Genomic DNA, 25,527 nt, shown 5'->3' with positions numbered 1-25,527 from the left:
GCATGACCGACATCGTTCCCATGTGGCATGATCAGCGCGGCAAGGGAGACCCCGTGGTGCTCCTGCACGGCGGGCTGACCGACGGCCGCTCCTTCACCGGCAATCTCGACGGGCTCGCCGACACGTTCGAGATCTACCTGCCCGACCGCCGCGGACACGGCCGCACACCCGACGCCCCCGGTCCGATCACCATGGAGCTCATGGCGCGGGACACGATCGCGTTCCTGGAGCGGGTGGTCGGCGGCCCGGCCCGGCTGGTGGGCTACAGCGCCGGCGGGACGGTGGCGCTGTGGGTGGCGATGCGCCGCCCTGACCTGGTCGAGCGCCTCGTCCTCATCAGCACGGCCTACGACCTGGACGGACTGATCTTCAAGCCGTCGGCGGACGGCGAGATGCCCGCCGAGCTCGTCGACGCCTACGCCGAGGTGTCGCCCGACGGCCGTGACCACTTCCCGGTCGTCCTCGGCAAGATCGCGCACGCGGCCGCGACCGAGCCGAGGCCGGACCCGGCCGAGCTGCGCGCGGTGACGGCCAGGACCCTCGTCCTGTCCGGCGACGACGATCTGGTCACCCTCGACCACACGGTGGCGCTCTACCGCGCGCTGCCCACCGCCGAACTGGCCGTGCTGCCCAACGCCAGCCACCTGCTGCTGATGGAGCACGCCGAAGCGGTGCGCGCCATGGTCCTGGCGTTCCTGACCACTGACGCATCTCCGACGTACATGCCCATCGCACGAACCCACCGCAGCGCCCCCGAAGCGGGGTAGCCACAGAAGGTGACGGAGTGGAGCCAGGGCATACCTGGCTCCACTCCGTTGTGCGCCTCTCCCTTATGGCAGGTCAGGCGCGACTCCAGAGCTGGTTGCTGCCGTTCCAGCAGGAGTAGAGCTGGATCGGGGTGCCGTTGGCGCTGCCGGCGGCGTCCAGACACAGGCCGGACTGGACGCCGACGATCGATCCGTCGGAGTTGAGACGCCACTTCTGGTTGTCGCCGCCCCAGCAGCTGTAGATCTGGACCTTGGCGCCGTTGCCGGTCCCGGCGGCGTCCAGGCACTTGTCGCCGTAGACCCTGAGCTCGCCCGCGTCGGTGGAGGTCCACTGCTGGTTGGTTCCGCTGTGGCAGTCCCACAGCTGGAGCTGGGTGCCGTCGGTCGTGCTCGCGTTCGGCACGTCCAGGCAACGGCCCGAACCGACACCCTTGATCGTCTTGCCGGAGCCGGTGGGGGGAGACGAGGTGCCGTTGAGGGCGTTGAGGACCGAGGTGTAGGCGGCCTTCTTGTTGCCGTTGCCGTCGAACAGCAGCGGCGTCTGCTCCGAGCGCCACGAGTCGGTGTCGCGCACGCCCCAGACGGTGATGCCGAGGCAGCGCGAGACGGCCAGGCAGTCGTTGGTGACGTTGGCGTAGGTCGTGGCCGAGGCCCCCTGGATGTCCAGTTCGGTGATGGCCACATCGACGCCGAGGGCGGCGAAGTTCTGCAGGGTGGTGCGGAAGTTGCTGTTGTAGGGGCTTCCGCTGTTGAAGTGGGACTGGAAGCCGACGCAGTCGATGGGCACACCGCGCTGCTTGAAGTCGCGGACCATCGCGTACACGCCCTGGGTCTTGGCCCAGGTCCAGTTCTCGATGTTGTAGTCGTTGTAGCAGAGCTTGGCGGCCGGGTCGGCGGCGCGCGCGGTGCGGAAGGCGACCTCGATCCAGTCGTTGCCGGTGCGCTGCAGGTTGGAGTCGCGGCGGCCTCCCGAGCCGTCGTCGGCGAAGGCCTCGTTCACGACGTCCCACTGGGCGATCTTGCCCTTGTAGTGGGCCATGACTCCGTTGATGTGGTCGATCATCGCCTGGCGCAGCGTGCCGCCGCTGAGGCTCTGCATCCAGCCGGGCTGCTGGGAGTGCCAGGCCAGGGTGTGGCCGCGCACCCGCTTGCCGTTCTGGACGGCCCAGTTGTAGACGCGGTCGCCGGAGCTGAAGTTGAACTGGCCCCGCTGGGGCTCGGTGGCGTCGATCTTCATCTCGTTCTCGGCGGTGACCATGTTGAACTCGCGGGATGCGATCGTGGTGTACGCCGAGTCGTTGAGCCTGCCGGAGGCGATGGCGGTGCCGAAGTAGCGGCCGCTCTGCGCCGCCGCGGCGCCCAGCGTGCTCTCCGCGGCGACGGCCGGCGAAGGCGCCACCAGAGCGGCGGCCGCACTGAGCACCCCGAGGGCGCCTGCGAAGAGGGCCCGCTTGCGGATCCCGGACCTGGGCATGGCATTCGTACGCACGTCTGTTCCTCCATGAATGAACGAGGGGTGGGAGCACGGAACACAGCCGTGTAAAAGACGCCGCGCTCCATCACAGGAACGCACACACCACCAGGGCGTCGCGGACTCAGTGTGTGAGTCCCCGCAGATTCCGTCAATAGTTTCCATATCTTTCACGGCGCCGTATGCGTGATCTTTCGGCCGGGCAGGCGCTCGAAACTTTTCGAAGTTCCCGGGCCCTTGACGATGCCTTTCCGCCTGTTATTTACTCCGGCCACCGCCACCCCCCGACCGCCGATGGAGAGAAGGTCCCGCCCGACAGAAATTGTTAGCGCTAACATCCACGCCCGACGAAAGGAAGAAGGCCATGTTGAGGACCGGTGCGGTGCTGGCATCGCTCCTGCTTTCGGTGCTCATGTGCGTGACGAACCCACAGCCCGCCCAGGCCGCGACAGTGGATGTGAACAAGTGGTACGTCCTGGTCAACCGCAACAGCGGCAAGGCTCTGGACGTCTACAACCTGGCGACCGGCGACGGCGCCCGCATCACCCAGTGGACGAGAAACGATCAGAACCAGCAGCAGTGGCAGTTCGTCGACTCCGGCGACGGTTACTACCGCATCAGGTCCCGCCACTCCGGCAAGGTGCTGGACGTCTACAACTTCTCCACCGCCAACGGCGGCTCGATCGTCCAGTGGTCCGACCTGAACGGTGCCAACCAGCAGTGGCGGCTGGCCGACAGCCCGGGCGGCTACGTGAGGTTCGTGTCGCGCCACAGCGGCAAGGCCCTCGAAGTGCAGGGCGGCTCCACCGCCGACAATGCGAACATCGTCCAGTACGACGACTGGGGCGGCGACAACCAGCAGTGGCAGCTCGTCCCGGTCGGCGGCGACTCCACTCCGGCGTGCGATCTCCCGTCGGCGTACCGCTGGACGTCAACGGGCCCGCTCGCGCAGCCCAAGTCGGGGTGGGTCTCGCTCAAGGACTTCACCGTCGCCCCCTACAACGGCCGGCATCTCGTCTATGCGACGACGCACGACACGGGGACGAGGTGGGGTTCGATGAACTTCGGCCTGTTCACCAACTGGTCGGAGATGGCCTCGGCCAGCCAGAACACGATGTCGAATTCCACCGTCGCGCCCACGCTCTTCTACTTCGCGCCGAAGAACATCTGGGTGCTCGCCTACCAGTGGGGTGGAACCGCCTTCTCCTACCGGACGTCGAGCGACCCCACCAACCCGAATGGCTGGTCGTCACAGCAGGTGCTCTTCTCCGGAAGCATCACCGGCTCCGGAACAGGCCCAATCGATCAGACGCTTATCGGCGACGGCACGAACATGTACCTTTTCTTCGCCGGTGACAACGGCAAGATCTATCGGGCCGGCATGCCGATCGGGAACTTCCCGGGCAGTTTCGGCACGACCTCGACAGTGGTCATGAGTGACTCGACCAACAACCTGTTCGAGGCCGTCCAGGTCTACAAGCTCCAGGGCCAGAGCCGCTACCTCATGATCGTCGAGGCGATCGGCTCGCAGGGGCGCTACTTCCGCTCGTTCACGGCCACCAGCCTGAACGGTTCGTGGACCCCGCAGGCCGCGACCGAGGGTAACCCCTTCGCCGGCAAGGCCAACAGCGGCGCGACCTGGACCAACGACATCAGCCACGGCGAACTGATCCGCACCAGCGCCGACCAGACCTTCACCGTCGATCCCTGCAACCTGCAGTTGCTCTACCAAGGGCGCAGCCCCAACTCCGGTGGCGACTACGGCCTCCTGCCCTACCGGCCGGGTCTGCTGACACTCCAGCGCTGACGCACGGGTGGGGACCCGGTGTGGCGGGCTCGGTGAAAGGCCGAGCCCGCCCCCGGTCGCAGGACGCCCCTCAACGGATGATCAGGACGCTCCCAGATAGCGCAGGACGGCCAGGACACGGCGGTGGTCGGCGCCCGTGGGCGCGAGGCCGAGCTTGGTGAAGATGTTCGCGATGTGCTTCTCCACGGCCCGTTCGGTGACCACGAGGGACGCGGCGATCGCCGCGTTCGTCCGGCCCTCCGCCATCAGGCCGAGGACCTCCCGCTCGCGCGGGGTGAGGGACGCGAGCCCGTCGTCGCGCCGGGCGGCGCCGAGCAGGTGCGCCACGACCTCCGGATCGAGCGCGGTGCCGCCGGCGGCGACGCGTTTCAGCGCGTCCACGAAGTCGTCGAGGTCGGACACCCGCTCCTTCAGCAGGTAGCCGACGCCCGCGGGCGAGCCCGCCAGCAGCTCGGCCGCGTACCGCGTCTCCACGTACTGCGAGAACAGCAGGATGCCGAGCCCGGGACGGACGCGGCGCAGCTCGATCGCGGCGTGCAGCCCCTCGTCGGTGTGCGTCGGCGGCATCCGGATGTCGACCACGGCGACGTCCGGCCCGTGCTCGGCCACGGCCGCGTGCAGCGCGGGCGCGTCGCCGACCGCCGCGACCACCGTGTGGCCGCGCAGCCCGAGCAGGTGGGCGAGGCCGTCCCGCAGGATCGCCGCGTCCTCGGCGATCACCACGCGCAGACCGGTCATGAGGTGGTGAGGGGGAGCGTGACGGTCACGGTGGTCGGTCCTCCCTGCGGGCTCTGCACGGACAGCTCGCCGTCAACCGTACGCACCCGCTCCGCCAGCCCGGCGAGCCCGCCGCCGGGACGGGGCCGCGCGCCCCCCTTCCCGTCGTCGGTGACCGACAGCCGCAGCGTGCCGTCCCCCGGCTGGACGGCGGACACGGCGACCCGGCGGGCCGCCGCGTGCCGTCCCGCGTTGGCCAGCAGCTCGGCGGTGCAGAAGTAGGCGATCGACTCGATCGCCGCGGACGGCCGGACCGGCAGGTCCGTCTCCAGCTCCGCCGGGACGGGGCTGCGGGCGGCGAGCGTCGCCAGCGCCGCGTCCAGCCCCTGGTCCAGGACGGGCGGGTGGATGCCGCGGACCAGTTCGCGCAGCTCGGCGATCGCCTCCCGCGCGCCGGTGCGCGCGGCGGCGACCAGCTCGCGGGCGGGCTCGGGGGTGTCGTCCGGGAGGGTCTCCTGCAGCGCGGCCAGGGTCATGGTCAGCGAGACGAGCCGCACCTGCGCGCCGTCGTGCAGGTCCCGCTCGATCCGGCGGAGCGTCGCCGCCGCGTCCTCGACCGCGTACGACCGGCTCCGCTCCAGGTCGCGGATGCGCGCGTCGTCCGGCCGCGGGCCGAGCAGCGACCGCAGCACCGCCAGGTCGAGACGGACGGCCAGCCGCACGGCCCGCGGCGCCAGCGCCAGAAGGACGGCGCCGGCCAGCGCCACCAGCAGGCTGCGCTGCCACGTGTCGAAGTAGAACCCGCCGACGACCAGGCCGTGCCGGACCCCGCCGCCCGGGTCGCGGGTGGTGATCTCGTTGAGGTGCAGGGGGAGCTGGATCGGATAGGTGAGCAGGAGGAATCCGTACACCCAGGTCACGAGCACCACGGCGACGCCGAGGACGGCCAGCGGGAACCGGACGAGCAGATGCAGGAACGCGCGGTAGCCGGTGGCGTCGTGCGCGTCCCGCACCCAGGCCCGCAGCCCGGCCCGCGCCCGCGGCGTGCCGGGCGCTGGCACTCGCTCGTCCAGCAGGACGGCCGCGAGCCGGCGGTGCAGCTCCCCGAAGCGGCAGGCGCCGCGCAGCACCGCCGCCGTCGCGGCCGCCCCCAGCCGCGTGACCGACAGGACGATGCCGAACGCGCCCGAGAACACCGCGTAGTAAACCCCGGCCAGGGCGACCGGGGCGCCGGCGAGCAGGTAGAGCGCCTCCGTCCAGGCCCGGTGGACGGCCGGGGCCCTCAGCACCTGTGTCATCGCCCCATTGTCCCGTCCGCCTTGCCGAGGACGCGGAGCATCAGGCGGGCCTGGAGCGTGGTGATGCCCTGCATCAGGACGGGCATCAGCAGCAGCATCACCAGCCCGCCCGCCGCGTGGACGGCCCAGGCGCCGGCGAGCGTCGGGCCGCCCCAGGCGTCCTTCAGCGAACCGCCCATCCCGATGAGCCAGCGGGCCGGGTAGAGCAGGTTGAGCAGGACGATCCCCCACCCGTAAGCGGCCGCCAGGAGCGACAGGACGCCGAGCGGCAGCGAGAGGAGGGCGTGCAGGATCGTTCGGAACCGTCCGGGACGCGCGGACGGCACGTCCAGCAGGCGGTGCGCGAGTGCCGGCTGCGCTCGCGCCCCCGTGAGCGAGGCGAGCCCCGCGGGCAGGGCCGCGAGCGCGTACGCGGAACGCCGCCAGAACGGCGAGCCGAAGCGGGACCGGCGCGTGACGCGGGAAACGAGAATCGCCATGAGACACCTTCCGAACTGCGTGAACGGATGTCTCCAGGCTCGTCCGGGGGCGTCCTCGGGTCGATCGTGGAAGCAGGCGGATCGAGGTTCGGTTAACCACACCCCTGCCCGGCGCACGGAGGACCTGTCATTCGGTCAAGGAGCGTAGGTAGGCCATGAGGGTCTTGCCGCGCGGAGTGAGGCGGTAACCGGTCTCCAGGCTTTCGGTGAGGCCCAGGGCTTTGAGGCGGCGGACGTCGGCCTTGAAAGGGAGTCTGTCGCGGTTCAGGCGTTCGGCCAGGTCCAGGGCGCGCAGGCCGGGATGTTCCTCGATGAGGCGGAGGACTTCGCGGGTCCAGGGGCCGCGGCGGCTACGGGTGTCGATGGCGTCGAGAGCGGCTTTGAGGTCGGCCAGTTCCTGGTCGGTCAGGTCGGCGTTCCCGGCCAGCTCCGCTCGGGGGTCGGGCCCGCCCAGACGGAGCATGACGCGGTGGTAACCGCCCTGTTTGGTGCTCTTGGACAGGGCGGTGAGCAGCTCCGCGCGGCTGTCGAAGCCCGAACGCAGCGCGTCCTCCTCAGTGATCTCCTCGGGGGTGACGGCCGCGACCGAGTCGATGACGATGATCCCCGCCCAGGTGCGCTGGGTGCTTCCCGCGCGGACCGGGGGCTTGGCCCACACCCGGAACACCCGGTCGATCCGCCCGCCCGCGATCCCCTCAAGGACCTCCCGCCTGAACAGCATCGTTCCTCCCGGGTGCTACGCCTCTCCTACCGCCATCTTCCTCGGAAGCACCTCCGGCAGGCCACCGGGAGGACGCGGGAGGGTCGTCGCGGTTGCGACCGGCCCCCGCGCACGCACTGTCACCTCTTGAAGCTGTCCTTAATGTAAGGCCCCAGGTGAGACAGGAGTAAGAGGTGTCGAACGCGGGCCAGCCGCCGAAGATTCGATTGCACATGGTGACGGGCGTCGCCGTCCTCGGAGCGCTCGTCGCGGGATGCGGCACCAGCGACGCCGGCGGGGACGAGCGGAAGGTCCCGGCCTCGCCGAGCCGGCCGGCCGCGGCCGCCTCGGTGACCGAGGCGCAGGCGAAGGCCGTCTTCGCCCGCTACCAGAAGGTCAACAACCAGGCGAACGCGCAGGTCTCCGACGAGATTCTGAGCTCCAACGAGACCGGCCCCATGCTCGAAGCCGACCTGGCCGGCAACCAGCGCATCCGTGCCAAGGCCGACAAGAAGATCAACGCGTTCTCCTACCGGGATCCCCAGTTCTACATCCCGCACACCACGGGCCCCGCCTGGTTCGCCGTCACGGCGTCGGAGACCAAGGGGGGCAACACCGAACTGCTCGTGTTCGCGGACACCGGAGGCGGGGCCTACAAGTCGGCCGTCGGCGTGTGGCTGGCGAAGGGCAAGAAGTTCCCGGCGATCGCCCGGGGCGCCGACGGATCGGCGACGGCCGTGACGGACGGGGCCGCCCTCGGAGTCGGCACCCAGATCTCCGAGTACCTGACCACCGCCGCGCGCGGGAGGCGGCCCGCCGCCAAGCTGGCCCCGGGCCCGCTCACCTCGGAGCTCGGCAGGGACTTCGCCAAGGGCGTCATCAAGATCAACGACGGGCGACGCTGGGCGGGCGCCGCGACCTGGAAGGCCAGGCCCGAGCCGGTCTACGCGCTCAGGACGGCCGATGGTGGAACGCTGGTCCTGAACGTCTCCGTCCTGACGCAGACCTACACGGCGCTCCGTGACAACGTCTGGTACCAGCCCGACGAGGTCTACTTCGGGCTGGGCCCCAAGCGCTACTACAAGCGTTTCTCCGGTCAACGCCTGTGGCAGTTCGCCACCCACGTCCCGCCCAACGGGCCCGCGGACGTCGTCGCCCGCGCCACCCAGGCGATCTCGGCGACCGGCTCGTGACATGGTGACGATCTTCGGACCGCCCGTCGACGTCCGTCCGCTGTTCCCGCGCGAGCGGCAGGCCATGCTCGACCTCCTCCGCGCGGCTTCGGCCGGAACGCCGACTCGGACGACACCATCGGCATGATCGACGAGAACACCAGGGCCGTCTTCGGACGCTCCTACGCGGCCGAACCGGACGTCCTGGTCAGCAGCTCGCCGAGGACGAGGCCGTCCAGGCCGCGGACACGCTCATGCTCACCGTCCCCAGCCAGCTCGGTGTCGACCACAACGCCCACGTCCTGGAGAACCTCCTGACCCACGTGGCGCCCGAACTCGGCTGGCGCTGAGCTCCCCGGCCCGTCGCCGGCGGGTCCCGGGGCTCGGTCAGAGCTCCCGAAGTTCGCGGTGAGCTCGGGGGCCGCGAAGCTCGGTCCGCGGCCGGAACTGGTCCTCGTTCGAGGGCTTGGTCAAGTTTCGATGAGAGGACCATTGACGGGTGCCGGGCACGTCATGGACTTTGGGACGAGTCGTGTCCCGTCCCGAGAGGTCCGTGCCGTGGCAATCCTGCGATACGACAACGACGACGTAGCGCCCGAGCACCGTTTCGCCGAATGGCAGGAGAAGAACGCGCGGGCGCCGATGGCCTGCCAGGTCACCAGCGCCCACACGGCCGACTTCCGGACGGTCCGCCGGGCGGTGGACCTCGGGACGGTGACGGTCTCCGCGATCACGTCCCCGGTCTGCGGAACGGCTCGCACCAGCAGGCAGGTGAAACGGGCCGATCCCGGCATCTACCGGTTGAACGTGGTCGTGGACGGCGCCTGCCAGTTCGTCCACGACCAGGTGGAGGGCTCCCACCCGGCGGGCGGGTTCTTCCTGGAGAACTCCAGCGTCCCCTGCCGGGACCGGCTGCTGACCACCTCCACGCAGGTGACCTACATGGGCATGCAGGTGCCCCGTGCGCTGCTGCCGCTACCGGAGAGGAAGGTGGACGCGCTGGCGGGGGTCCCCTTCGACGGGAGCGGTATGGGCGGCCTCCTGGTGCGGCACATGTCAAGCCTGTTCTCGGCGGCCAAGGACACCACGCCGATCCACGACGCCATGCTCGGGCCGGTGACGGTCGACCTGCTCGCGGCGGTGCTCGCCGGCCGCCTGGGCGAGGAGGAGCTGGCGGCCGGGTCGAAGCACCGCACCCTGCGCGTCCGGATCGAGGCGTTCATCGAGGCCCACCTGGCCGACGGAAAGCTGACACCGCAACTGATCGCCGACGCCCACCATGTCTCGCTGCGCCACCTGCACAAGGTCTTCTCCGGCAGCGGATCGACGGTGGCGGCGCACATCCGCCGCCGGCGGCTGGAACGAGCCAGGCGCGACCTCGCGGACCCCGCCCTCGCCGCGCTGCCGGTCCAGCAGATCGCGGCCCGCTGCGGCCTCACCGACCCGTCCCACTTCCGCAGGCTGTTCCGCGGCGAGTTCGGCATGACACCGGCCGACTACCGTCGCGACCACGCCGAGCGGTAACCGTTTCGGACGTCCGGGCGTGCACGCATCTCCCCCCGGATGTGCGCGAATGTCTCTGTCTCCCCCGCGAGCAAGATCGCAGCATGGGCGGTGCGGTCGAACAGGCCGCCGACCCAAGTTCCCAGGGAGACCCATGACCAGGAAACTCCTCACCCCCGTCATCCTCCTGCTCAGCGTGATGACTTCGCTCGCGCTCACCACGCTCCCCGCCTCCGCCGCGACGTTCCAGGTCAAGCACGGCAGTAACGTCGCGGTCGCCTCGCTGGAGGGCCGGGAGGTCACGCTGTGCGACGGCGAGGACGACGGAAACGCCGTCCAGGTCCAGTACGTCCGCGCCTCCGGGCAGGAGGGCGCCTTCTGGGAGAAGCGAGGAGTGGGCGCCTGCGCGACCTCCGGAACCGGCACGGTCATCGTCCGGATGAAGGTCTGCGAGCAGCGCACCGGAGCCGACAGCTGCACCGGTTGGAAGAACAACCCCAACCTGCGCGGCGCCGCCCCGCGCGTCACCGCGCAGGACCTGCGGGCCGAGGCCGCCGCCCCCGCCGGCGGGATCCCGGTCCGGCCCGCCGCCCTGGCGGCGCCGGCGGGCTGCAAGGTCAGCGACAACTACGGTGCGATCGCCGATGACTACATCTCCCGCTGCCGCAAGGCGGTGGTCCGCGGCGAGTTCCCCAGTGAGTACCTGGACCTGACCCTTGCCGTGATCAAGGTGGACCGCACCACCGCGGGCCGCAAGGCCTGGAAGCTGCTGACCGACAAGAGGTGGGCCAAGCCGTAAGTTCCCTGCCCGCGACTCGGCCGCGCCGGAAGCCCCCTTCCGGCGCGGCTGAGACCATGGACGGCCACTGTCGAGAAGAGGATCGCGCGTGGACGAACAAGAAGAGCAGCAGCTCTACATCGCGGCCCTGGTGTTCTCTGTCGTGGTCGAGGGCGGCTACCGTCCGGCGCGGTACAGCGAGGACGTCGTCCTGATCAACGCGGGCTCCGAGGACGAGGCGCGGCTGGCGGCCGAGAGGGCCGGCGAACGCGAGCAGACGAGCTACCTGAACCAGTTCGGCGACACCGTCCGATGGACCTTCCTCGGAGTCGCCGACCTCCAGATGAGCGACCTTCCTGCCGCGGAACCAGGCGTCAGCCTCTACTCCCGAAGCTTCGACGACCTGGACCATTACCGCCGGCTCTTCAACATCCCGACCGACCAACTGCAACGACCCGATCCCCAGGATCCGCCCCGTGACTCCACCCTCGGAGGTGGAGACAACGGGTAAGGGAGATCGCCGCCAATCAACGGGTCGAAGTCAAAGAAGGGATCGCCGCCCTGTGAAGGGGTTCGTGGTCGCGAGAGAGGTTCCTCTCGGGCGGGCGGAACCGGTGGCTCGTCGTGTACTCGGAAGGTGCCCTGGCCGATCTGGTCGGATACCCTTCGGACGGCCTCGGCCATCTCGGCGTCCGGCCATCTCGTCGCGGAGTCCCAGGTGCACTGAGCGAAGTGCCGGAATACGTAGCTCGGGTCGATCGATCCGGAAATGCAGTGCAGGCGGGCGCCGGTGAGATCCGTTCCGGTGAGGTCGGCGCCGGTGAACACGGCTCCCACTAGGTGGGCGGCGACGAGCAAACACGCGACCACCGTGCGGGGATCGGTGCATCCCGAGGAGCCCGGAACCCGAACCACGCCGGCGGCTCCTCGATACCCTCCGCGCCCACCGCTTACTCTCCCGCACCCCCGGCAACTGATTCGGCGGAGTTCTCCACCGCACCGGGAGTGTGCTTCCGTTCAGGCCGCGCGCAGGGGAGCGAGGGCCCCGCTCCAGGCGATGACCTCGGTCAGCATCTGGTGGAGGGTCGCGGTGTGGCGGTCGGTGGGGACGAAGGTGGTGAAGGACTCGAAATCGTTGATCAGGGAGAGGTTGAGCTGGGTGCGGACCGTCGCGATCTGCAGGCCCGCGGCGATGAGGCGCAGGTGCTCGACGGCGCGGGCGCCGCTGACGTTGCTGCCGTAGGCGACGAAGCCGGCGGCCTTGTTGGTCCACTCGGCGTAGAGGTAGTCGATGGCGTTCTTCAGCGCGGACGGGATCGAGCGGTTGTACTCCGGGGTGACGAACACGAAACCGTCGAGCTCGGCGATCTTCGCGCTCCACTTCCGCGTGTGCGGATGCTCGTAGTCGCCCATGAGCGGAGAGCGCGGCTCGTCGAACAGGGGCAGGTCGTAGTCGGCGATGTCCACGGTCTCGAACTCGGTGCCGGCGTGCTCGCGCGCCGTCCGCTCGACCCAGTCCGCCACCTGCGGGCCGACCCGCCCCGGGCGCGTGGTGCCGAGGACGATCCCAATTCTGGTCATGGTGTGCTCCTGCGGTCGAGGGGGCAAGCGAAAGCCATTATTGCTATGGAAAGAGCGAATTATTGGCCTTCCTCCATAGGGAAGGTCGCGCACTTTGAAGTCAGTTGCGAACATGGGCGGAGGAATTGAATGGACCGGGCCGCTCCGGCGGCTGGAGCGCCACCGCGAGGCCGGTCAGGCGAAGCGCCGTCGCGCCGCGCAGGTGCGGAAGGTCCGCGGAGCCGTCGCCCGTGCGCGTCAGGAAGGCGACCTGTTCGGTCCAGGTCAGGTCGGTCGATCCGGCGTCGCCGGCCAGCTGGACCGTCACGAGGGAAGTCCAGCGCAGCAGGTCGTTGACCGTGGATTCGTAGACGTAGACGATGCGCCGCTCCGGCACGATGTCGAGGTAGCGCGACCGGTAGTCGAGATGCTCCGGCGGCGCGTCGAGGACGGTGAAGGTGCTCTGAGCGGTCTCGCCGCCACCGACGCGGAACTCGTGGTGGTATGTCGCCCCCGACCCGGGGAGCTTGACCCAGCGCCGTCGGACCGCGTCGTCGGCGAAGGCGGCGAAGACCGCGGACGGGGGCGCGTCCAGGCGCCGGGAGAGCGTGAAGGTGTCGTGGCGGACGTCGGTTCCGCCGTCCGTCCGCCGCGGTCCGGTGTCCTGGTCGCTCATCCCGCGTCCTCCGTTCGCTGGCCGCCGCAGCGGGCCTCCACGCTTACGATCGGTAGGAATCGCGGCCCGGCAGGTATTAATCCCCCTCGCCAGTACGCACTTTGAAGTAAGCAACGCACGCGAAAGGCCGAATCGCATGGACGTCGCGTTCCGCGCCGAACTGACGGCGCGGGGGATCGCTCCCGACTGCGTCGAGACCATCGGACTCGTCCGGGACATCCTGGCCCGCGTCGGCGACAGGTGGACCGTCCTGATCGTCACGGAGCTGGCGTCCGGCCCGATGCGCTACACCGCCCTGCACGAGAAGATCAGCGGCATCTCCCAGCGGATGCTCGGCCACACCCTGCGCGCCCTGCACCGCGACGGCCTGATCACCCGGACCGCCTACCCCGAGGTCCCGCCGCGAGTCGAGTACGAACTCACCGCGCTCGGCCGCTCGCTCGCGCAGGCCGTCGACCACCTCGTCCTCTGGGTACGGGACCACCAGCCCGCCATCGCCGCCAACCGCGAAGCCTTCGACACAGCCGGCTGACCACCTCCACCGCAGCGTAAGGACGGGTCAGGTCCGCCTGGACGACTCGCAGACTGCGGCAGATCCTCAGCGACGATTGGGCCGGTCTGTAACGGACCCAGGGCTCATCACCTCACCGTCCCCGGCCCGCTCACGGTTCGCGTTCAAGCGACAGGCAGACTGAGCGAGCGCCGGCCGCCGGGCCGCTCCGTCATCGCCGGCCGGGGCCGCGCCAGTACTGTTGCCTGCCCCTGTCGCGTATGACGATGCCGATCCGTGCCAGCTCGCGGCGCAGTTCCTTGACGGAGTCGCCGGAATCCGAGGACTTCATGGCGTCCGCGCGGGCCGCGAGCAGTGCGTTCGCCAGTTCGGGCAGTTCCGGGGTCTTGGGAAACCAGATCCGGAACTCGTCCTCATACGGGTCACCGGCCACCCATGCGTAGCCGTGCTCGGTGAAGGCCGCGGCCAGGCGCCGGGCGCTGAGGTCGCACTTCTCCCGGGCGATCTCCTCGCCCTTGAGGCCGAGCAGCACCAGCCGGTCATTCTCCCGGAAGACGTGACCGACCTGCTGGCGGGCGATCTCCTGGAAGTGGCCCGTCCGCTCCAGGATCACCCGCTCGCCGGACACGGTGACCGAGGTCTGCTCCAGGGAGTCGAAGAAGATCAGGGCCGTTCCCCCGAGCGCCCCCAGGGCGACCAGGCCGATGGTGAGCCACGGCTCGGGGATGGACACCAGAAGCTCGGCGGGGCCCCGCATCGGTGCCCGCTCCAAGCCCACCAGCCAGTTCGCGAGCGGATTGAGCAGCCAGGCGACGCCGGCCAGCAGCACCGCCGCCGCTGCGTACAGCGTTCCCTGGGCCCAGGCCGACCGGGCGAGCGTGGTGGGGGCATCCGGGTGCGATCGCATGTTCAGGACCTCCGTGGCGGCGCGACGGTCGCCTTGGAACGGCGCAGGTGATGGTCGATGCGGGCCAGGAGGAGCAGCACGGCTCCCACATCCACGATCTCGAACCTAGAAGTCCGTCTCCGCGCCGACAGCCGTCCAAAGACGACCGTCGGCCGCTCAAAGGTCGGTACTTCGCCAGGCTTTGGTCGGTCGGACGCGTCTACGGCCGCCAGGTGCCTTGGGTGAGGGGTTCGCGCGGTCGGTTCGGGCCGGTAGAGGGCAGGCACCTGGCAGCCTCGACGACCTCGATCGCGGCGGCTGCCGTCGAGGGGACGGAGGTCCCGCGGCGAGCCGGGAACTGAGCGGGCTCTGATCCGAACGGGGATCAGAGCCCGGGGCGTGGTTCGGGGCGGTGGCGGGCGCGGGGCGTCCGTGTCGGGATCGGGTCCGTCAGCGGAGGGGAGGTACGGCTCGCTGGGCGAGGCCCAGGGCGTACTCGGGCCACCAGGCGCCGGCCGCGGGATCGACCACGCCGTACTCGGGGTCCTCCGGGCCGGCGGTGCCGCGGGTGCACTGGCCGTCGGATTCGCCGGGACGCTTGATCCAGAGGAAGGCGTCGACCAGGGGATCACCGGTGCGGGCCGAGGGCCGGGCGCCCAGGCCGCGGCCGGGCGGGTTGCACCAGACCTGGGGGTCGGTGTACTTGTCCGCCGGAGGCGTCCACGGTCCCTGGCCGTTGCGGCTGGTGTCCAGGACGAAGTGTGTGAGCCTGCGCGGATCGTCGGGGACGGTGGCCAAGTCGGTGTCGGAGCAGCCGGTCGCGCCTGTCTCCTGGCGGAAGCGCAGGCACTTGGACAGTCGGGTGCCGTACGAGACCAACTCGTCGGTACTGCGGTAGTTGGAGACGTTCAGCGCGAAGCCGTCGGCCTTGGCGATGCCGCCCTTCAGCAGGCGGCCGGCCATGCCAAGCTGGGCGCGCGGTTCGCCGTATCCGGCGTCGTAGTCGTTGAGGGGCTGCCAGTCCGAGTGTCCGGAGTCCAGGTAGACGCCGGTGCGCGGCAGCCGCTGCAGGGCGCTGACCGCATAGTTGATCTCGCGGAAGCGTTCGTCGACGCGGGCGGTGTCCTCCGGCGTTCCGGTGGTACCGCCACCGCCCTCGTTGCACCACGGCTCGCTGGACAGCAGCGCCAGCCCGTCGGGCTCCACGATCACCACGGCCCGGCCACCGCCGATTCCCTTGGCGATGGCGTCGATCCAGGCGCGGTAGGCGGCCTCGGTCGGAGCGCCGCCCGCTGAGTACTGCGAGCAATCCCGGCCCGGTACGTAGTACGCGACCAGCACCGGAACGGCGTGCTGCTTGGCGGCTCCGACCATCGTCTGCCGCACTGCCGTCCGCACCTCGGCGGGGGTGCCGCCGGTGAACCAGACCGCCTGCGAGACCTTGGACAGGGCCCGCATGTGCGCCGCGTCGGCATCGCGTCCCGCGGCCGCCCAAATGTCAGCCTGTCGCCCGGCGTTCGTCGTTGGCTCGACGTAGAACCTGGCCTTCCCTGCCAGCGGATCGTCGTGCTCCAACGCCTGCGCCGGCGGGGCGAGAAGCGCGACGATGCTCGTCGCGGCCGCGGCGAGGAACCCGATGCCTCGTCTCATCCGGTACTCCAGACTCTCGGGGTGGTGGAGGAGGCGCACCCATGAGAACCGTTGAGCGATCCGGCCATGGCGGGACGGGTGAGCCGGATATGTGGGAGCGCTCCCATGCAGGAGTCTGAGCATCCTCCAAAGATCCGTCAAGACCCAACATCGATCGTCCATGCGTGGTCGCGCTGCGAGTGCGTCAGCGTCAAACGTCCAAGCCCATACCCGCGCGGCCCGGACGGGGGCTGCCGTCGACGCAATGACGGTGGACGTGCCGCCGGCGAATCCGCTTCAGGTGGTATCGAATCCAGCCATGCGGTACGACTGCCAATCAGCGGCCGAAGTCGAAGAAGGGGTCGCCCTCTGGAGGGGGTGGTGGTTGCGGGAGGGGTTCCTGTCGTACGGATGAAATTGGTGGCTCTTCGTGTACTCGAAAGGTGTCCTGGTCGATGGGGTCGGATACCCGGCGGACGGCCTCGGCCATCTCGGCGTCCGGCCATCTCGTCGTGGAGTCCCACGTGCACTGAGCGAAGCGCGACAGTATGTAGTTCGGGTCAATCGATCCCGAAAAGTAGTGTAGGCGGGCGCCGGTGAAATCCGTTCCGGTGAGGTCGGCGCCGGTGAAATAGGCTCCCACCAGGTGGGCGTCGATGAACTTGGTCCGCACGAGCCTGGCGTCAATGAAGGACGAGGTGCCGGTCTCGGGGGCGCCGCCGAAGTAGGCGCCGGTCATGTCGGCGTCGGTCATGTCGGCGCCGGTGAAATAGCCGACGATGCCGAAGTCGGCGTCGCGTAGATCCGCGCCGATGAGTTTGGCGCCGTCGAACGCGGCTCCCAGTCCCGGGCTCGGGCCCGGTTCGGCCCAGGAGAGATCGGCATGGCGCAGATCGGCTCCGCTGAGGTCGGCGCCTGTCAGGTCGGTGCCCTTGGGGAACCGGACGCCCCGCAGGTCGGCCCCACGCAAGTCCTTGCCGGCGAGCCGGGCGACGGCCTCGGCACTGCTGTCATCGATCAGTGCCGCCAGGTTCTCCGGTAAGCCGGACGGCCGACCGGCCCCTGTCCGCTCGCCGCTGAGGGTTTCGTCGGGGACGACCCTTCCGTGCAGCGCGTACAGGTGGAAACCGTCGCGGTAGCGCAGTGCCGGACCTGTGCGGCAGTGCAGCACCAAAGGGTCTTCCCCGGGCCTTGGCGCGTTGGCGAGACGGATCTGAGCGGGCCGCTCGCACACCAGGCAGATCTTCTCGAAGGGCCACCAGCCGCCGCAGGACTCGATGAGCTCTTTCCACAGCGCCAGCCTCCGTTTCCAGACCGCCCGCCGCCGTTTACGGAAAAACCATCCGCCCCTCTTGCCCCGATGACCGCTGAGCAGGGTCAGGAGGAACTCGCCCGGTTCCGGCACACCGTGGGCGGCCGCGATCGCCTGGGGCTTCGGCGTGCCGAACTCACTCCAGTTCCAATCGGGATCCCCGCGGGGCGAGTCGATCCACACCAGCTGAGGCTGCGGTGCGCCGACCAGTTCATACAACCCGCGGATGGCCGCCTCGGCGGCAGGCCGGTCGGCCGGCTCAGTGGCTTGCCGTCCCGCCCAATCAGGCAGGCGAGCGGCCAGTTGCGTGACCTCCAGGCCGGCAATGTCCGGGTGGACATAGATCTCGGTGTTGAACGGGCGAGGTAGCGCCATAATCGCTCCCTATCACGGGAAGCGTCACGCATCCAGGGCCCGAGACATGGCCGGCAACGCCAGGCGTGGCTCGGGAAGCTCATCCGCCTGGACCGGACTTGGGGGCCCATCGTCACGGGCCACACGTCCTCCTCGAACTGGATGAAGGCTGACACGAATACGCCCGTCCCACGTCAAGCCCCCTGTCCCGCCTGTTGCCGCACAACACCCTCACGGCGTATCGCGGAGCGCATCCGATCTGCGTCGCTCCTGGAGACGCCATCCGGGACACGCGGGAATAGGCCGTCGTCTTGTATCTGCTTCAGCTCACGTGGCGAACATCGTGGATATCTCACGGGCAGACGACGTCGAGACCTCCTCCCCGGAACCGGCGTGGGAGATGTCGGGCATGGACCATGTCCAACTGCCGGCGGGCGCGGTGCTCACCGAACCGCCGGTCCCGCTGTGGGCGCTGGTGCTGGAGGGCGAACTCACGCTTGAGGTGGCGTTCGAGGCGCAGTCGCTCGCCGAGGGGGACGCCGTCCTCATCGACGCCCGCACCGCTTACCGGCTCACCGCGTCGAAGCGGCACGAGGAGTCCGCCTTGGTTGTAGCGGACCTGCGCATGGCCGTCCCGGTACGTCGGCTGCCCAGCCCGCTGGTGGTTCGCGGCTTCGGCGCCCGGCATGGCGGCGTCATGGCGCTCGTCACGCAGTGCCCGCTCGAACGTGCGTCCCGGCCGACCCTGTTCGCCGCCAGCTACGGCAACCTGATCGGCGCGGCGATGACCACCTCTTGGCAGGAGGACGAGGGCGGCGACGCCGGACCTCCCGACGAGGCCGTCACCGCGGTGGTGGCCGCCGTGACCGCCCGCCCGGCCGAGCCGTGGACCGTCGAGGGGATGGCCCGCCTGGTCCACCTGTCGCGTTCCGCCCTGGGCGAGCGGTTCCGCCGCGCACTCGGCCGCGGACCCGCGGAGGTGCTCCGGGAGATCCGGATGCGGGAGGCGCGCCGGCTGCTCGCGGACCCCTCGCGTCCGGTGGAGTACATCGCGTCCGCCGTCGGGTACGGCTCCACCGCTGCCTTCAGCCGGGCGTTCTCGTCCCACCACGGCGTCGCGCCGCAGGCCTGGCGGGAGCCGTCACCCGCGCGGGACGCGCAGCGCGGCGAAGAGCAGCCCGGCCGCCGCGGCGAACCCCGTCCCGAGCAGGAAGGCCGCCTGCATGCCGCGGGCGTCCAGGAGCGCGCCTCCTGACGCCGACCCCAGCGTGATCGCCACCTGGAACGCGGTGACCTGCAACGAAAGGGCCGACTCGGCGCGTTCGGGCTCGACGCGGGTCACCCATAGCTGGGTGGCGACCGGGACCATGTTGAAGGCCAGGCCCCACACGACGACCCCCGCGGCCAGCACCGGCAGGGACGGCGCGGTCGCCGTGACCAGCAGGCCGCCGGCCAGCAGAAGCGGGGCCGCGGCGACCACAGCGCGCAGCCGTCCCGCGAACCGCCCGGCGGCGAGGTTGCCCGCCATCCCGCCCACGCCCCAGGCCAGCAGCAGCCATACCGTGGCGCCCGCGTCGATGTCCTCGATCGCGACCCGGATGTAGGGGTAGGCGGCGAAGTTGCCGAACGCGACCAGGACCACGCCCAGCACCCCGGCCATCAGCCACCGGTTGGCGAGCGCCGCCCGCAGCATCGCCATTCCGGCGGCCGGGTGCGGGGGTACCGGCGGCAACGTCAGGGCCACGGCCAGGGCAGCGGCGATGCCGAGGGCCGCCGCTACGCCGAACACCAACCGCCAGCCGACCGCGTCGCCGAGCAGGGACGCCAACGGGACACCGCCGATCGTCGCGAGGGTGACGCCCAACGCGATGGACGTTGAGACCACGCTGTCGCGTCCCGGCACGGCGCGGGTTCCGGCGCCGAACGCGAACGACCAGTACCCGGCGATGGCAACGCCGAGGACGAGCCGGCCGAGGAGAAGTACGGCGAAACCAGGGGCGACCGCCACCGCCAGGTTCGAGACGGCCGCCGCGACCAGCAACCCGGTCAGGACCGTGCGCCGGTCGGTCCGCGGCAGCAACACCGCGATGCTGGGGGCGGTGACCGCGCCCGCGACCGCGGTCGCCGCGACCGCCAGCCCGGCGGTGCCCTCGCTGACCCCGAGGTCGCCGGCCATCGCGGGCAGCACGCTCGCCGGCAGGAACTCGCTACCGACGAGCACCGCGATCCCGGCAGCGAGCGCGACGATCGGTGACCAGTTCGTCGAGCCGCCGGACCGTGCCGAGGACTCGGACGGCGAAGTGTCTGTGGACGGCGGCGAGGACTGAGGCGTGGACATGCCTTCCAGTCTCGCCTCCTCCGCGCCGCCGCAGTTGATCGCGTGACGCGCACAGTTGACCGTCTGACCGGTCTGCGACCGGCCAGGCTCTCGGTGGAGTCGTGTTCGCCGCGGGGGTGGATGACGAGGGTGCGGTCGTGCCCTGCGGTTGCGAAGGTGTCCGAGCCGGGACGCCAGGTCACGGCCTCACGAACGTCGCTGCTGGGAATCCGTCCACCGGAGATGGCACCAGGTGAGGTTTCGTCCAGCCTCCACAGGCCGATCGTCCGGTCGCTGGAGCAGGAGAGCAGCATCGTGTGGCCTTCAATGCTGGTCCAGACGAGATCGTGGACGGTGTCCTGGTGGTCAGTGACCAGAGCGTGGAGGTGCCGTAGGCGCGTCCCAGATACGGACCGTCGCGTCGTCACCAGCGGTGGCGATCAACCGTCCGGCGCTGCTGGGTTCAGGGAAGCGTGTTGCCAGGACGTCGGCGAAGGTGTCGCGGACGCGGGCTGCCAGGGTGCCCGGGCCGGTGATGGTCTGGACGCCGCCCAGACGGGCGCTTTCCTCGACCTCATCGCGGAGGAGCGGTTGTATGCCCCCTTCCACCTGGTCGCATTTCGCGGGTCGCGTCGTGCCGAGGTCGCGGAACTGGCCTGGGCGGACACCCTCCAGGGGCAGGCACGCTGACCGTCCGCGAGACACGTCCTGGTTCCGAGAGCCAGGCCGACGAGTACGACGACACCAAGTCCGAGGCCGGCGAGCGCACCGTAGCGCTGGACGAGGCCAGCATCCCTATCGCCCGGGGACGAAAGCACTTCGCCGACATCCCGTGCACACCAGGGCAGGAGAAACGGACATCTGGAACGCGACAGGGACTTCGCTCAAGATCGCAATCTTGGACGAAGTCCCTGGTCAGAGTGGCGGAGGATCGGGGATTTGAACCCCGGATGGGCTTGCACCCAAACCGCATTAGCAGTTCCATATTTGGCGTGTTATGGGGTGATTCACGGTCCTCGTAAGTCCACACTTCCGCAGGTCAGCGGATTGCACCGTACCGCCTCATCCCCCGTGATCCATTACAGTTCGTGCGCACCCTGTGCTCACCAGCCGGCAGGGCGGTCCAAGATAGTCGCGCGTCACGCGAGTACTCACTGTATTCACCGGTACGACTCTGCTGCCAATCAAGACCAGTCTGCGTTGGGCTCCCCAACAACCGTTCCACGGCAGCCTCATGTGATCTTGTGATGTGCGGTGGTGTCGCTGAGAAGCGAGTGCTGGTGCGCGTTTGTGGCGGCAACGGCCAAGCGTTGGTTGAAGGCGCCGCCTTCGCGCCCCCGCGTGACTCGGTCGTGGCAGTTGGCGCACAACGCCAATGCGGCGGACGGGTGGTCCCGACCACCGGAGGCGAGTGCGTTGGTTGCTCCGGAGGAGTCAGAGAGACGTCGGCTCGCGCTGGGGGCCGACCGGCGGAACCGCCTCGACCTCATCGCACGGACCACCGAACGCCTGATGGCCCGGATGGACGCGGCCGCCGGCACCGTCGGCGGCAAGGTGCAGATCCATCCGGCCAAGGCCCAGGCCGTGGTGCAGTCGAACGACCACATCTCGATCGCCATCGTCGACTTCCACGAGCTGCTCGGGATCGAGCGCGGGCGCGAGGACGACGAACGCACTGAGGAAGACTGAGCAGGTGCGGGCCTTCGGCCGTGCGCACCCGGCAGCGCAAACCGCCGTCCACGCCCTGCTGGCTCAGGGCCCGTCAGATCGCCGATGAGCTGTGTAAAGCTGCTGTACAGTACGGTGCCGGTTCCGGCCAGGTGTCGAATCACTTGCGGGCGAGTGCCGAAGCCAGGCGATGAGCGCACCGCTTCGTCCTTGCTCGGTTCCGGTCGGAGCGCGAACGTAGGCAACCTCGCCGGCGCCCCTCGCGCACCGGCCTGGAAAGTCACCTACCGACCGGGTAGTCGGGTCAGTCCCGAGAGCGCGGCCGCTGACAACCGTCTTGAGCACGCTACGGACTCGCCGTGACCGTCCAGGGCACGCCTCGAGCCGTGGCGGCAAGGTCGTAAATGGATCGGTGGCGTCTCCGGAGGCCGCCCCCGCACGCCCGCCGGAAAGCCAGTCCGACACGTACATCGACGGGCGGTGCGTGCGGATGATGCACTGCGGCCCCTACGTGGACGAGCCTGCTCCCCTCGCGCGCAGGGCCGCACTGATGAAGGTGCAGGATGTTACGCACCACGACCTGGACCACGAGATCTACCTATCCGATCCTCGCGAGACCGCACCGAGAAGATGCGCACGATCCTCCGCCAGGCCGTCCGCTAGGACCGGCGGGCGGTGGGCCCCGACCCGCCGCCGGACTGCTCCACCCCCCGCGGGCTCGGGTTCAGTAGCCCCCGAAGTCGGAGTACGCGCCGTACAAGCCGGACCGGTAAGGCACTTCGGGAAGCGGATCACTGACCCGCGGCTTCGGAATGCTGATCTCGATGGATACCGGCGGCTCCCACGTGTGGGTTTCGAAGATCGTCCGGAGTTCGTGGTCGGCGATGCCCGGGGCGCCGGTGGCCGCGACGCGGGACAGGGCGCCCTGCGACAGCCCCCGGTCGAGCGCACGGCGCAGCCGCCGGGCCCGCCGGACCCGGCCCCACTGCCACAGCGCACGGACGCGGGAGCCCGGCAGCAGCCGCTCCGCCCGAAGCCGCCGGCCGACTTCCTCGACCGCTGGGGAGGCCGCGATCATCAGCACGGTCAGGCCGAGCACCCTGCCGACCTTCGGCACGACCTTCAGCGCGGCGGCCTCGACGGGATCGCGGGGTTCGCGCCGTTCCGCGTACACCCGGTGCCGATCCGGCGAGACCCTGATCTGACCGTCTCCGGCCAACCTGACCAGCACGGTCATCGCGACACGCTCGGGGCCGCCACACAGGTAGGCGATCTCGTAAGGGCCGACTTCGGTGTGATCGCGCATCAGTTCCACTTCCAACCGAGGTCGTGACAGTTCGAACGCTTTCCGGTAAGACGCACTGTGCTCCGCGGATGTTCCGGCGTCCCTGCCCGCCGCGCAGGGGCCACGGCCGGCAGCGCGAAGAGGAGAGCGCCACTGAATCTTTTCCACCAGCGCCTGGGGTGGGGATCACAGCATGATCGCAGGCGGTGTGGCGGGCCCCGAAACTTGAAGAAGCCCTGGTAGGACAGGTGATCTCTCACAACCCTCCACCCCATCAGAGGCTTCATATGCTTTTCTATCGTTCTTTGTTGCCGTTGTCGCGTCAGACCCTGCAGTACGTCACCGGCGTGGTCGGCCGCCACCGCAAGCAGACCCGGAGCAAGGGCCGGGCACTGCCGGCGGGCATGCAGGCGTTGATGACCCCGGCCTACCTGAAGAACGGGGAGACGTTCGCGCAGCTCGGCGTCGGGTTCGGCATCGGAACCACCACCGCCTGCGCTGCGTCAACGAGACGGTGGCACTGCTGTCGGCCCGATCCCCCAAGCTCAGCCGGGCATTGACCAAGGCCAAGAAGGACGGCCTGCTCTACCTGGTCGTGGACGGCACGCTCGTCCCGATCGACCGGGTGAAGGCCGACCGGCCCTTCCACTCCGGGAAACACCAGAAGCACGGCATGAACCTGCAGGTCATCGCTTCCCCGGACGGAACCATCGTGTGGGTGTCGGGGCCGCTGGCCGGCTCCGTCTACGACCTCAAGGTTGCCCGGATCTGGGGACTGGTCCGTGAACTGGCCGCCGCCGGACTCCTGGTGCTGGCCGACAAGGGCTACGTCGGCGCCAGCCCGCACGTCAAGACGCCTTACAAGGGCAAGAACAAGCCCGGGTCCTGCAAGGGCGCCAACCGCTCCCATGCCAAGCTCCGCGGACCGGACCAACGCGCCAACGCCCAACTCAAGCACTGGAAGATCCTGACCAAGCTACGCTGCTGCCGGTCACCTGACCAAGGCCATCCACGTCCCCCAGAACCGCGAGCTCAACGCACGTTAAAAAGGCTCAGTCCACCGGTTCGCCGGGGCTGCCGATCCCGGGCTGCTTTTGGTCCACAACGGCGCCGGTAAGCGCACCAGAGATCTCGAGGCATACGACGCCTACCTGCGGCATCGCTAGAGTCAGGGAGGTGCCAACGCGCGGCGGTGCCACGAAGAACTGGCCGCGCTCGGCTACAGCGGCGTCGTCCATCAGGCTCCGCCAATACCTCCAGCCCTGGCGGCCTTCCTGCATCGGACGCCCGTGTCCTCTCACGAAAGAAATGTCAGGGCTCTGTGGCATGGTCGGCTCGCGGTTCCGTCGAGGGAGGGCGTCCATGGGCCAGCGGTACGCGATTGACCTGATCGACGACGAAATCCTGATCTACTTCCCGTACAACAGAGAGAACAACAGTGCGCTGCGCGAGTACACCAGGGCCACTGATCTACGGTGGGACCGGCGACGTAGGGCTTACTGCCTGAGCGCCGCCGCCGCGGATTCCCCTGAGGTGTGCCACAACCTGCGGGGGTTCGCAAGCCGCCGTGGACTCCGGCTAGATAACGGGGTGGGGGCGCGCCTCGGCGCCATCATCACCAGTTCGACGGCCCATCGGGTTCGTGCGGAGATCGACGCGATCGAGAGGAAGCTGAGCACGCAACTCTTTCCCAATCCCGCCGTGGACGGTGAAGGCGACCTTGGCGGCCTGAATGCCCGTCTCAGGGAGCTGGAAGCCATGATGAAATGGCCGGGCTTCGTCCGCCGTCCGAGTACCTGCCGTTTCGCCTCTCCCGGCCGCCTCTTCCACGTCCGTTACGGCGGCGGCGATGAAGGCACCCTCGTCATCTCCGCCGTGGACATCGACGGCTACGACCGCGTCTCGCCGAACAAGCCGGTCGGCAGGGCCTTGGAAACGGGCCGGATCGGCGATCGCTTCCCCCTCCGCGAAGGTCGTGGCTCGATGACGATCCTTGACATCACGGACTGACGCGCCTCCGGGGAAGGCCGCCCGGGCCCGTTCCCGCGCCCCTACCGCAAGTGGGTGGCCCCTTGATGTCGACAGAATCGGACATACATCCACAGATGGACATCAATCTGGCTCTGGGAAAACCCAAACAACGTGCTCGACGAGCACTGCGGCCCTAGCCTCCTACTGTTCTCGTGTCGGGCGGGGATGACCGCCCGCCGCACCGGAACCCGCGCGACCGTCCGCCGGCTTCGCGCGCCCAGTAGAGATGGAGCCGCAGATGGAGCGAGTACTCATCGTGGTCGTGGTGATCCTGGTGGCGCTGATCGCGGCGCTGCTGGCCGCATTCCTGAAGTGGATCGACGGTGGCCGGGTCATCGGGTCCATCGCAGCCGGGGCCGCTGCTTTCGCCGCCGCGGTGCCGGTGGTCGTCCTGCTCGTGAAAACGGGCGGCATCGCGTGAGCAAGGACGCGGGGACAGCACGCACGGCCACCAAAAGGAGTGGAGATGCCGCCTGAAATGCGAATCCCAGTGCGTGACTTGGGGGGCCTTCTGCAGTTTCACGACGCCTGCCGCGTCGTGGCCGGACTCATGACTCTCAGGGACCAGGCACGAAACAATCCGCAGAGCGACCAGCATTCCTTGTG

24 protein-coding genes and 1 pseudogene are annotated in these 25,527 nt (G+C 69.4%); 12 read left to right on the top strand and 13 right to left on the bottom strand.

The genetic code is table 11. The features are described from left to right. Positions 1-2 precede the first annotated feature (2 nt). Positions 3-767, top strand: coding sequence for an alpha/beta hydrolase (locus AB0K37_RS12595; RefSeq protein ID WP_363979000.1), 765 nt, complete (start codon positions 3-5; stop codon positions 765-767). 73 nt (positions 768-840) lie between these two features. Here AB0K37_RS12595 and AB0K37_RS12590 read toward each other — a convergent pair whose 3' ends face one another. Then, positions 841-2,256, bottom strand: coding sequence for an endo-1,4-beta-xylanase (locus AB0K37_RS12590; RefSeq protein ID WP_363978998.1), 1,416 nt, complete (start codon positions 2,254-2,256; stop codon positions 841-843). A gap of 346 nt (positions 2,257-2,602) precedes the next feature. Between AB0K37_RS12590 and AB0K37_RS12585 the strand changes: the two genes are divergently transcribed. After that, entirely contained in the window at positions 2,603-4,045 is a 1,443-nt protein-coding gene (locus tag AB0K37_RS12585) for a non-reducing end alpha-L-arabinofuranosidase family hydrolase (protein ID WP_363978995.1), read from the top strand. A gap of 81 nt (positions 4,046-4,126) precedes the next feature. Here the strand turns inward: AB0K37_RS12585 and AB0K37_RS12580 are convergent, their stop codons facing one another. The 4 genes from AB0K37_RS12580 to AB0K37_RS12565 all read right to left on the bottom strand — a co-directional run bounded on the left by AB0K37_RS12580 (position 4,127) and on the right by AB0K37_RS12565 (position 7,260). After that, positions 4,127-4,774, bottom strand: a complete 648-nt coding sequence (locus AB0K37_RS12580; RefSeq protein ID WP_363979081.1) for a response regulator transcription factor — start codon at positions 4,772-4,774, stop codon at positions 4,127-4,129. Between the two features lie 5 nt (positions 4,775-4,779). Further along, entirely contained in the window at positions 4,780-6,060 is a 1,281-nt protein-coding gene (locus AB0K37_RS12575) for a sensor domain-containing protein (RefSeq protein ID WP_363978992.1), read from the bottom strand. Continuing rightward, positions 6,057-6,539, bottom strand: a complete 483-nt coding sequence (locus tag AB0K37_RS12570; RefSeq protein ID WP_363978989.1) for a hypothetical protein — start codon at positions 6,537-6,539, stop codon at positions 6,057-6,059. The genes AB0K37_RS12575 and AB0K37_RS12570 overlap by 4 nt, the downstream gene beginning before the upstream one ends. Before the next feature lie 127 nt (positions 6,540-6,666). Further along, a complete protein-coding gene (locus tag AB0K37_RS12565) occupies positions 6,667-7,260 on the bottom strand; it encodes a hypothetical protein (RefSeq protein WP_363978986.1) in 594 nt (197 codons plus the stop codon). 173 nt (positions 7,261-7,433) lie between these two features. Between AB0K37_RS12565 and AB0K37_RS12560 the strand changes: the two genes are divergently transcribed. From AB0K37_RS12560 to AB0K37_RS12545, 4 genes are all read left to right on the top strand, one after another. After that, positions 7,434-8,432: a hypothetical protein gene (locus AB0K37_RS12560; RefSeq protein WP_363978983.1), complete on the top strand. Its 999-nt coding sequence runs from the start codon at positions 7,434-7,436 to the stop codon at positions 8,430-8,432. Between the two features lie 537 nt (positions 8,433-8,969). Beyond that, positions 8,970-9,935 carry an AraC family transcriptional regulator gene (locus AB0K37_RS12555; protein WP_363978980.1) on the top strand — a complete coding sequence of 322 codons (966 nt, stop codon included), beginning with the start codon at positions 8,970-8,972 and terminating at the stop codon, positions 9,933-9,935. 133 nt (positions 9,936-10,068) lie between these two features. Continuing rightward, a complete protein-coding gene (locus AB0K37_RS12550) occupies positions 10,069-10,713 on the top strand; it encodes a hypothetical protein (RefSeq protein ID WP_363978977.1) in 645 nt (214 codons plus the stop codon). Positions 10,714-10,801: 88 nt separating this feature from the next. After that, a complete protein-coding gene (locus AB0K37_RS12545; protein ID WP_363978975.1) occupies positions 10,802-11,203 on the top strand; it encodes a DUF4288 domain-containing protein in 402 nt (133 codons plus the stop codon). Here the strand turns inward: AB0K37_RS12545 and AB0K37_RS12540 are convergent. The 3 genes from AB0K37_RS12540 to AB0K37_RS12530 form a co-directional block, all read right to left on the bottom strand. After that, a complete protein-coding gene (locus AB0K37_RS12540; protein WP_363979078.1) occupies positions 11,104-11,562 on the bottom strand; it encodes a pentapeptide repeat-containing protein in 459 nt (152 codons plus the stop codon). The genes AB0K37_RS12545 and AB0K37_RS12540 overlap by 100 nt on opposite strands. 147 nt (positions 11,563-11,709) lie before the next feature. After that, entirely contained in the window at positions 11,710-12,273 is a 564-nt protein-coding gene (locus AB0K37_RS12535; RefSeq protein WP_363978973.1) for an NAD(P)H-dependent oxidoreductase, read from the bottom strand. Between the two features lie 100 nt (positions 12,274-12,373). After that, complete coding sequence (locus tag AB0K37_RS12530; protein WP_363978971.1) at positions 12,374-12,928, bottom strand: SRPBCC domain-containing protein; 555 nt, start codon at positions 12,926-12,928, stop codon at positions 12,374-12,376. 136 nt (positions 12,929-13,064) lie between these two features. Here AB0K37_RS12530 and AB0K37_RS12525 point away from each other — a divergent pair, with 136 nt between their 5' ends. Further along, entirely contained in the window at positions 13,065-13,460 is a 396-nt protein-coding gene (locus AB0K37_RS12525; protein ID WP_363978968.1) for a helix-turn-helix domain-containing protein, read from the top strand. Positions 13,461-13,650: 190 nt separating this feature from the next. On the opposite strand, the gene AB0K37_RS12520 is transcribed toward AB0K37_RS12525, so the two are convergent. The 3 genes from AB0K37_RS12520 to AB0K37_RS12510 form a co-directional block, all read right to left on the bottom strand. Beyond that, on the bottom strand, positions 13,651-14,346 hold the full coding sequence (locus AB0K37_RS12520; protein ID WP_363978965.1) for a hypothetical protein: 696 nt from the start codon (positions 14,344-14,346) through the stop codon (positions 13,651-13,653). A gap of 429 nt (positions 14,347-14,775) precedes the next feature. Continuing rightward, on the bottom strand, positions 14,776-15,975 hold the full coding sequence (locus AB0K37_RS12515; RefSeq protein WP_363978962.1) for a glycoside hydrolase family 6 protein: 1,200 nt from the start codon (positions 15,973-15,975) through the stop codon (positions 14,776-14,778). Between the two features lie 316 nt (positions 15,976-16,291). Further along, a complete protein-coding gene (locus AB0K37_RS12510) occupies positions 16,292-17,641 on the bottom strand; it encodes a pentapeptide repeat-containing protein (RefSeq protein ID WP_363978959.1) in 1,350 nt (449 codons plus the stop codon). Positions 17,642-18,029: 388 nt separating this feature from the next. On the opposite strand from AB0K37_RS12510, the gene AB0K37_RS12505 reads away from it, so the two are divergent. Next, positions 18,030-18,875, top strand: coding sequence for an AraC family transcriptional regulator (locus AB0K37_RS12505; protein WP_363978956.1), 846 nt, complete (start codon positions 18,030-18,032; stop codon positions 18,873-18,875). Here AB0K37_RS12505 and AB0K37_RS12500 read toward each other — a convergent pair. Continuing rightward, positions 18,762-19,958 carry an MFS transporter gene (locus tag AB0K37_RS12500; protein WP_363978953.1) on the bottom strand — a complete coding sequence of 399 codons (1,197 nt, stop codon included), beginning with the start codon at positions 19,956-19,958 and terminating at the stop codon, positions 18,762-18,764. The two genes, AB0K37_RS12505 and AB0K37_RS12500, sit on opposite strands and share 114 nt — an antisense overlap. 1,338 nt (positions 19,959-21,296) lie before the next feature. Between AB0K37_RS12500 and AB0K37_RS12495 the strand changes: the two genes are divergently transcribed. Next, positions 21,297-21,626, top strand: a complete 330-nt coding sequence (locus tag AB0K37_RS12495) for a hypothetical protein (protein ID WP_363978951.1) — start codon at positions 21,297-21,299, stop codon at positions 21,624-21,626. 703 nt (positions 21,627-22,329) lie between these two features. Here AB0K37_RS12495 and AB0K37_RS12490 read toward each other — a convergent pair. Next, positions 22,330-22,911 (bottom strand): TIGR04222 domain-containing membrane protein, encoded by a 582-nt coding sequence (locus AB0K37_RS12490; RefSeq protein WP_363978949.1) that lies wholly within the window; start codon positions 22,909-22,911, stop codon positions 22,330-22,332. 266 nt (positions 22,912-23,177) lie between these two features. Between AB0K37_RS12490 and AB0K37_RS12485 the strand changes: the two are divergent. The 3 genes and pseudogenes from AB0K37_RS12485 (at position 23,178) to AB0K37_RS12475 (ending at position 25,342) form a co-directional block, all read left to right on the top strand. Further along, positions 23,178-23,936: pseudogene (locus AB0K37_RS12485) on the top strand (transposase family protein). A gap of 316 nt (positions 23,937-24,252) precedes the next feature. Next, positions 24,253-24,900 (top strand): hypothetical protein, encoded by a 648-nt coding sequence (locus AB0K37_RS12480; protein WP_363978946.1) that lies wholly within the window; start codon positions 24,253-24,255, stop codon positions 24,898-24,900. A gap of 247 nt (positions 24,901-25,147) precedes the next feature. After that, positions 25,148-25,342 carry a hypothetical protein gene (locus AB0K37_RS12475; protein ID WP_363978943.1) on the top strand — a complete coding sequence of 65 codons (195 nt, stop codon included), beginning with the start codon at positions 25,148-25,150 and terminating at the stop codon, positions 25,340-25,342. The last annotated feature ends 185 nt before the right edge of the window (positions 25,343-25,527 follow it).

This window comes from Actinomadura sp. NPDC049753 (assembly GCF_040674655.1).
Classification (GTDB): domain Bacteria; phylum Actinomycetota; class Actinomycetes; order Streptosporangiales; family Streptosporangiaceae; genus Spirillospora; species Spirillospora verrucosospora.
Note: the sequence above shows the minus strand (reverse complement) of the source record. Positions and strands in the feature narration are given on the sequence as shown.

What these genes read in the sequence shown, in the direction of transcription:
- AB0K37_RS12520 (WP_363978965.1), bottom strand. Translation starts at nt 14,346, where the DNA reads ATGCGATCGCACCCGGATGCCCCCACCACGCTCGCCCGGTCGGCCTGG.
- AB0K37_RS12510 (WP_363978959.1), bottom strand. Translation starts at nt 17,641, where the DNA reads ATGGCGCTACCTCGCCCGTTCAACACCGAGATCTATGTCCACCCGGAC.
- AB0K37_RS12525 (WP_363978968.1), top strand. Translation starts at nt 13,065, where the DNA reads ATGGACGTCGCGTTCCGCGCCGAACTGACGGCGCGGGGGATCGCTCCC.
- AB0K37_RS12500 (WP_363978953.1), bottom strand. Translation starts at nt 19,958, where the DNA reads ATGTCCACGCCTCAGTCCTCGCCGCCGTCCACAGACACTTCGCCGTCC.
- AB0K37_RS12535 (WP_363978973.1), bottom strand. Translation starts at nt 12,273, where the DNA reads ATGACCAGAATTGGGATCGTCCTCGGCACCACGCGCCCGGGGCGGGTC.
- AB0K37_RS12515 (WP_363978962.1), bottom strand. Translation starts at nt 15,975, where the DNA reads ATGAGACGAGGCATCGGGTTCCTCGCCGCGGCCGCGACGAGCATCGTC.
- AB0K37_RS12595 (WP_363979000.1), top strand. Translation starts at nt 3, where the DNA reads ATGACCGACATCGTTCCCATGTGGCATGATCAGCGCGGCAAGGGAGAC.
- AB0K37_RS12475 (WP_363978943.1), top strand. Translation starts at nt 25,148, where the DNA reads ATGGAGCCGCAGATGGAGCGAGTACTCATCGTGGTCGTGGTGATCCTG.
- AB0K37_RS12575 (WP_363978992.1), bottom strand. Translation starts at nt 6,060, where the DNA reads ATGACACAGGTGCTGAGGGCCCCGGCCGTCCACCGGGCCTGGACGGAG.
- AB0K37_RS12585 (WP_363978995.1), top strand. Translation starts at nt 2,603, where the DNA reads ATGTTGAGGACCGGTGCGGTGCTGGCATCGCTCCTGCTTTCGGTGCTC.
- AB0K37_RS12480 (WP_363978946.1), top strand. Translation starts at nt 24,253, where the DNA reads ATGGGCCAGCGGTACGCGATTGACCTGATCGACGACGAAATCCTGATC.
- AB0K37_RS12570 (WP_363978989.1), bottom strand. Translation starts at nt 6,539, where the DNA reads ATGGCGATTCTCGTTTCCCGCGTCACGCGCCGGTCCCGCTTCGGCTCG.
- AB0K37_RS12490 (WP_363978949.1), bottom strand. Translation starts at nt 22,911, where the DNA reads ATGCGCGATCACACCGAAGTCGGCCCTTACGAGATCGCCTACCTGTGT.
- AB0K37_RS12565 (WP_363978986.1), bottom strand. Translation starts at nt 7,260, where the DNA reads ATGCTGTTCAGGCGGGAGGTCCTTGAGGGGATCGCGGGCGGGCGGATC.
- AB0K37_RS12530 (WP_363978971.1), bottom strand. Translation starts at nt 12,928, where the DNA reads ATGAGCGACCAGGACACCGGACCGCGGCGGACGGACGGCGGAACCGAC.
- AB0K37_RS12550 (WP_363978977.1), top strand. Translation starts at nt 10,069, where the DNA reads ATGACCAGGAAACTCCTCACCCCCGTCATCCTCCTGCTCAGCGTGATG.
- AB0K37_RS12505 (WP_363978956.1), top strand. Translation starts at nt 18,030, where the DNA reads ATGGACCATGTCCAACTGCCGGCGGGCGCGGTGCTCACCGAACCGCCG.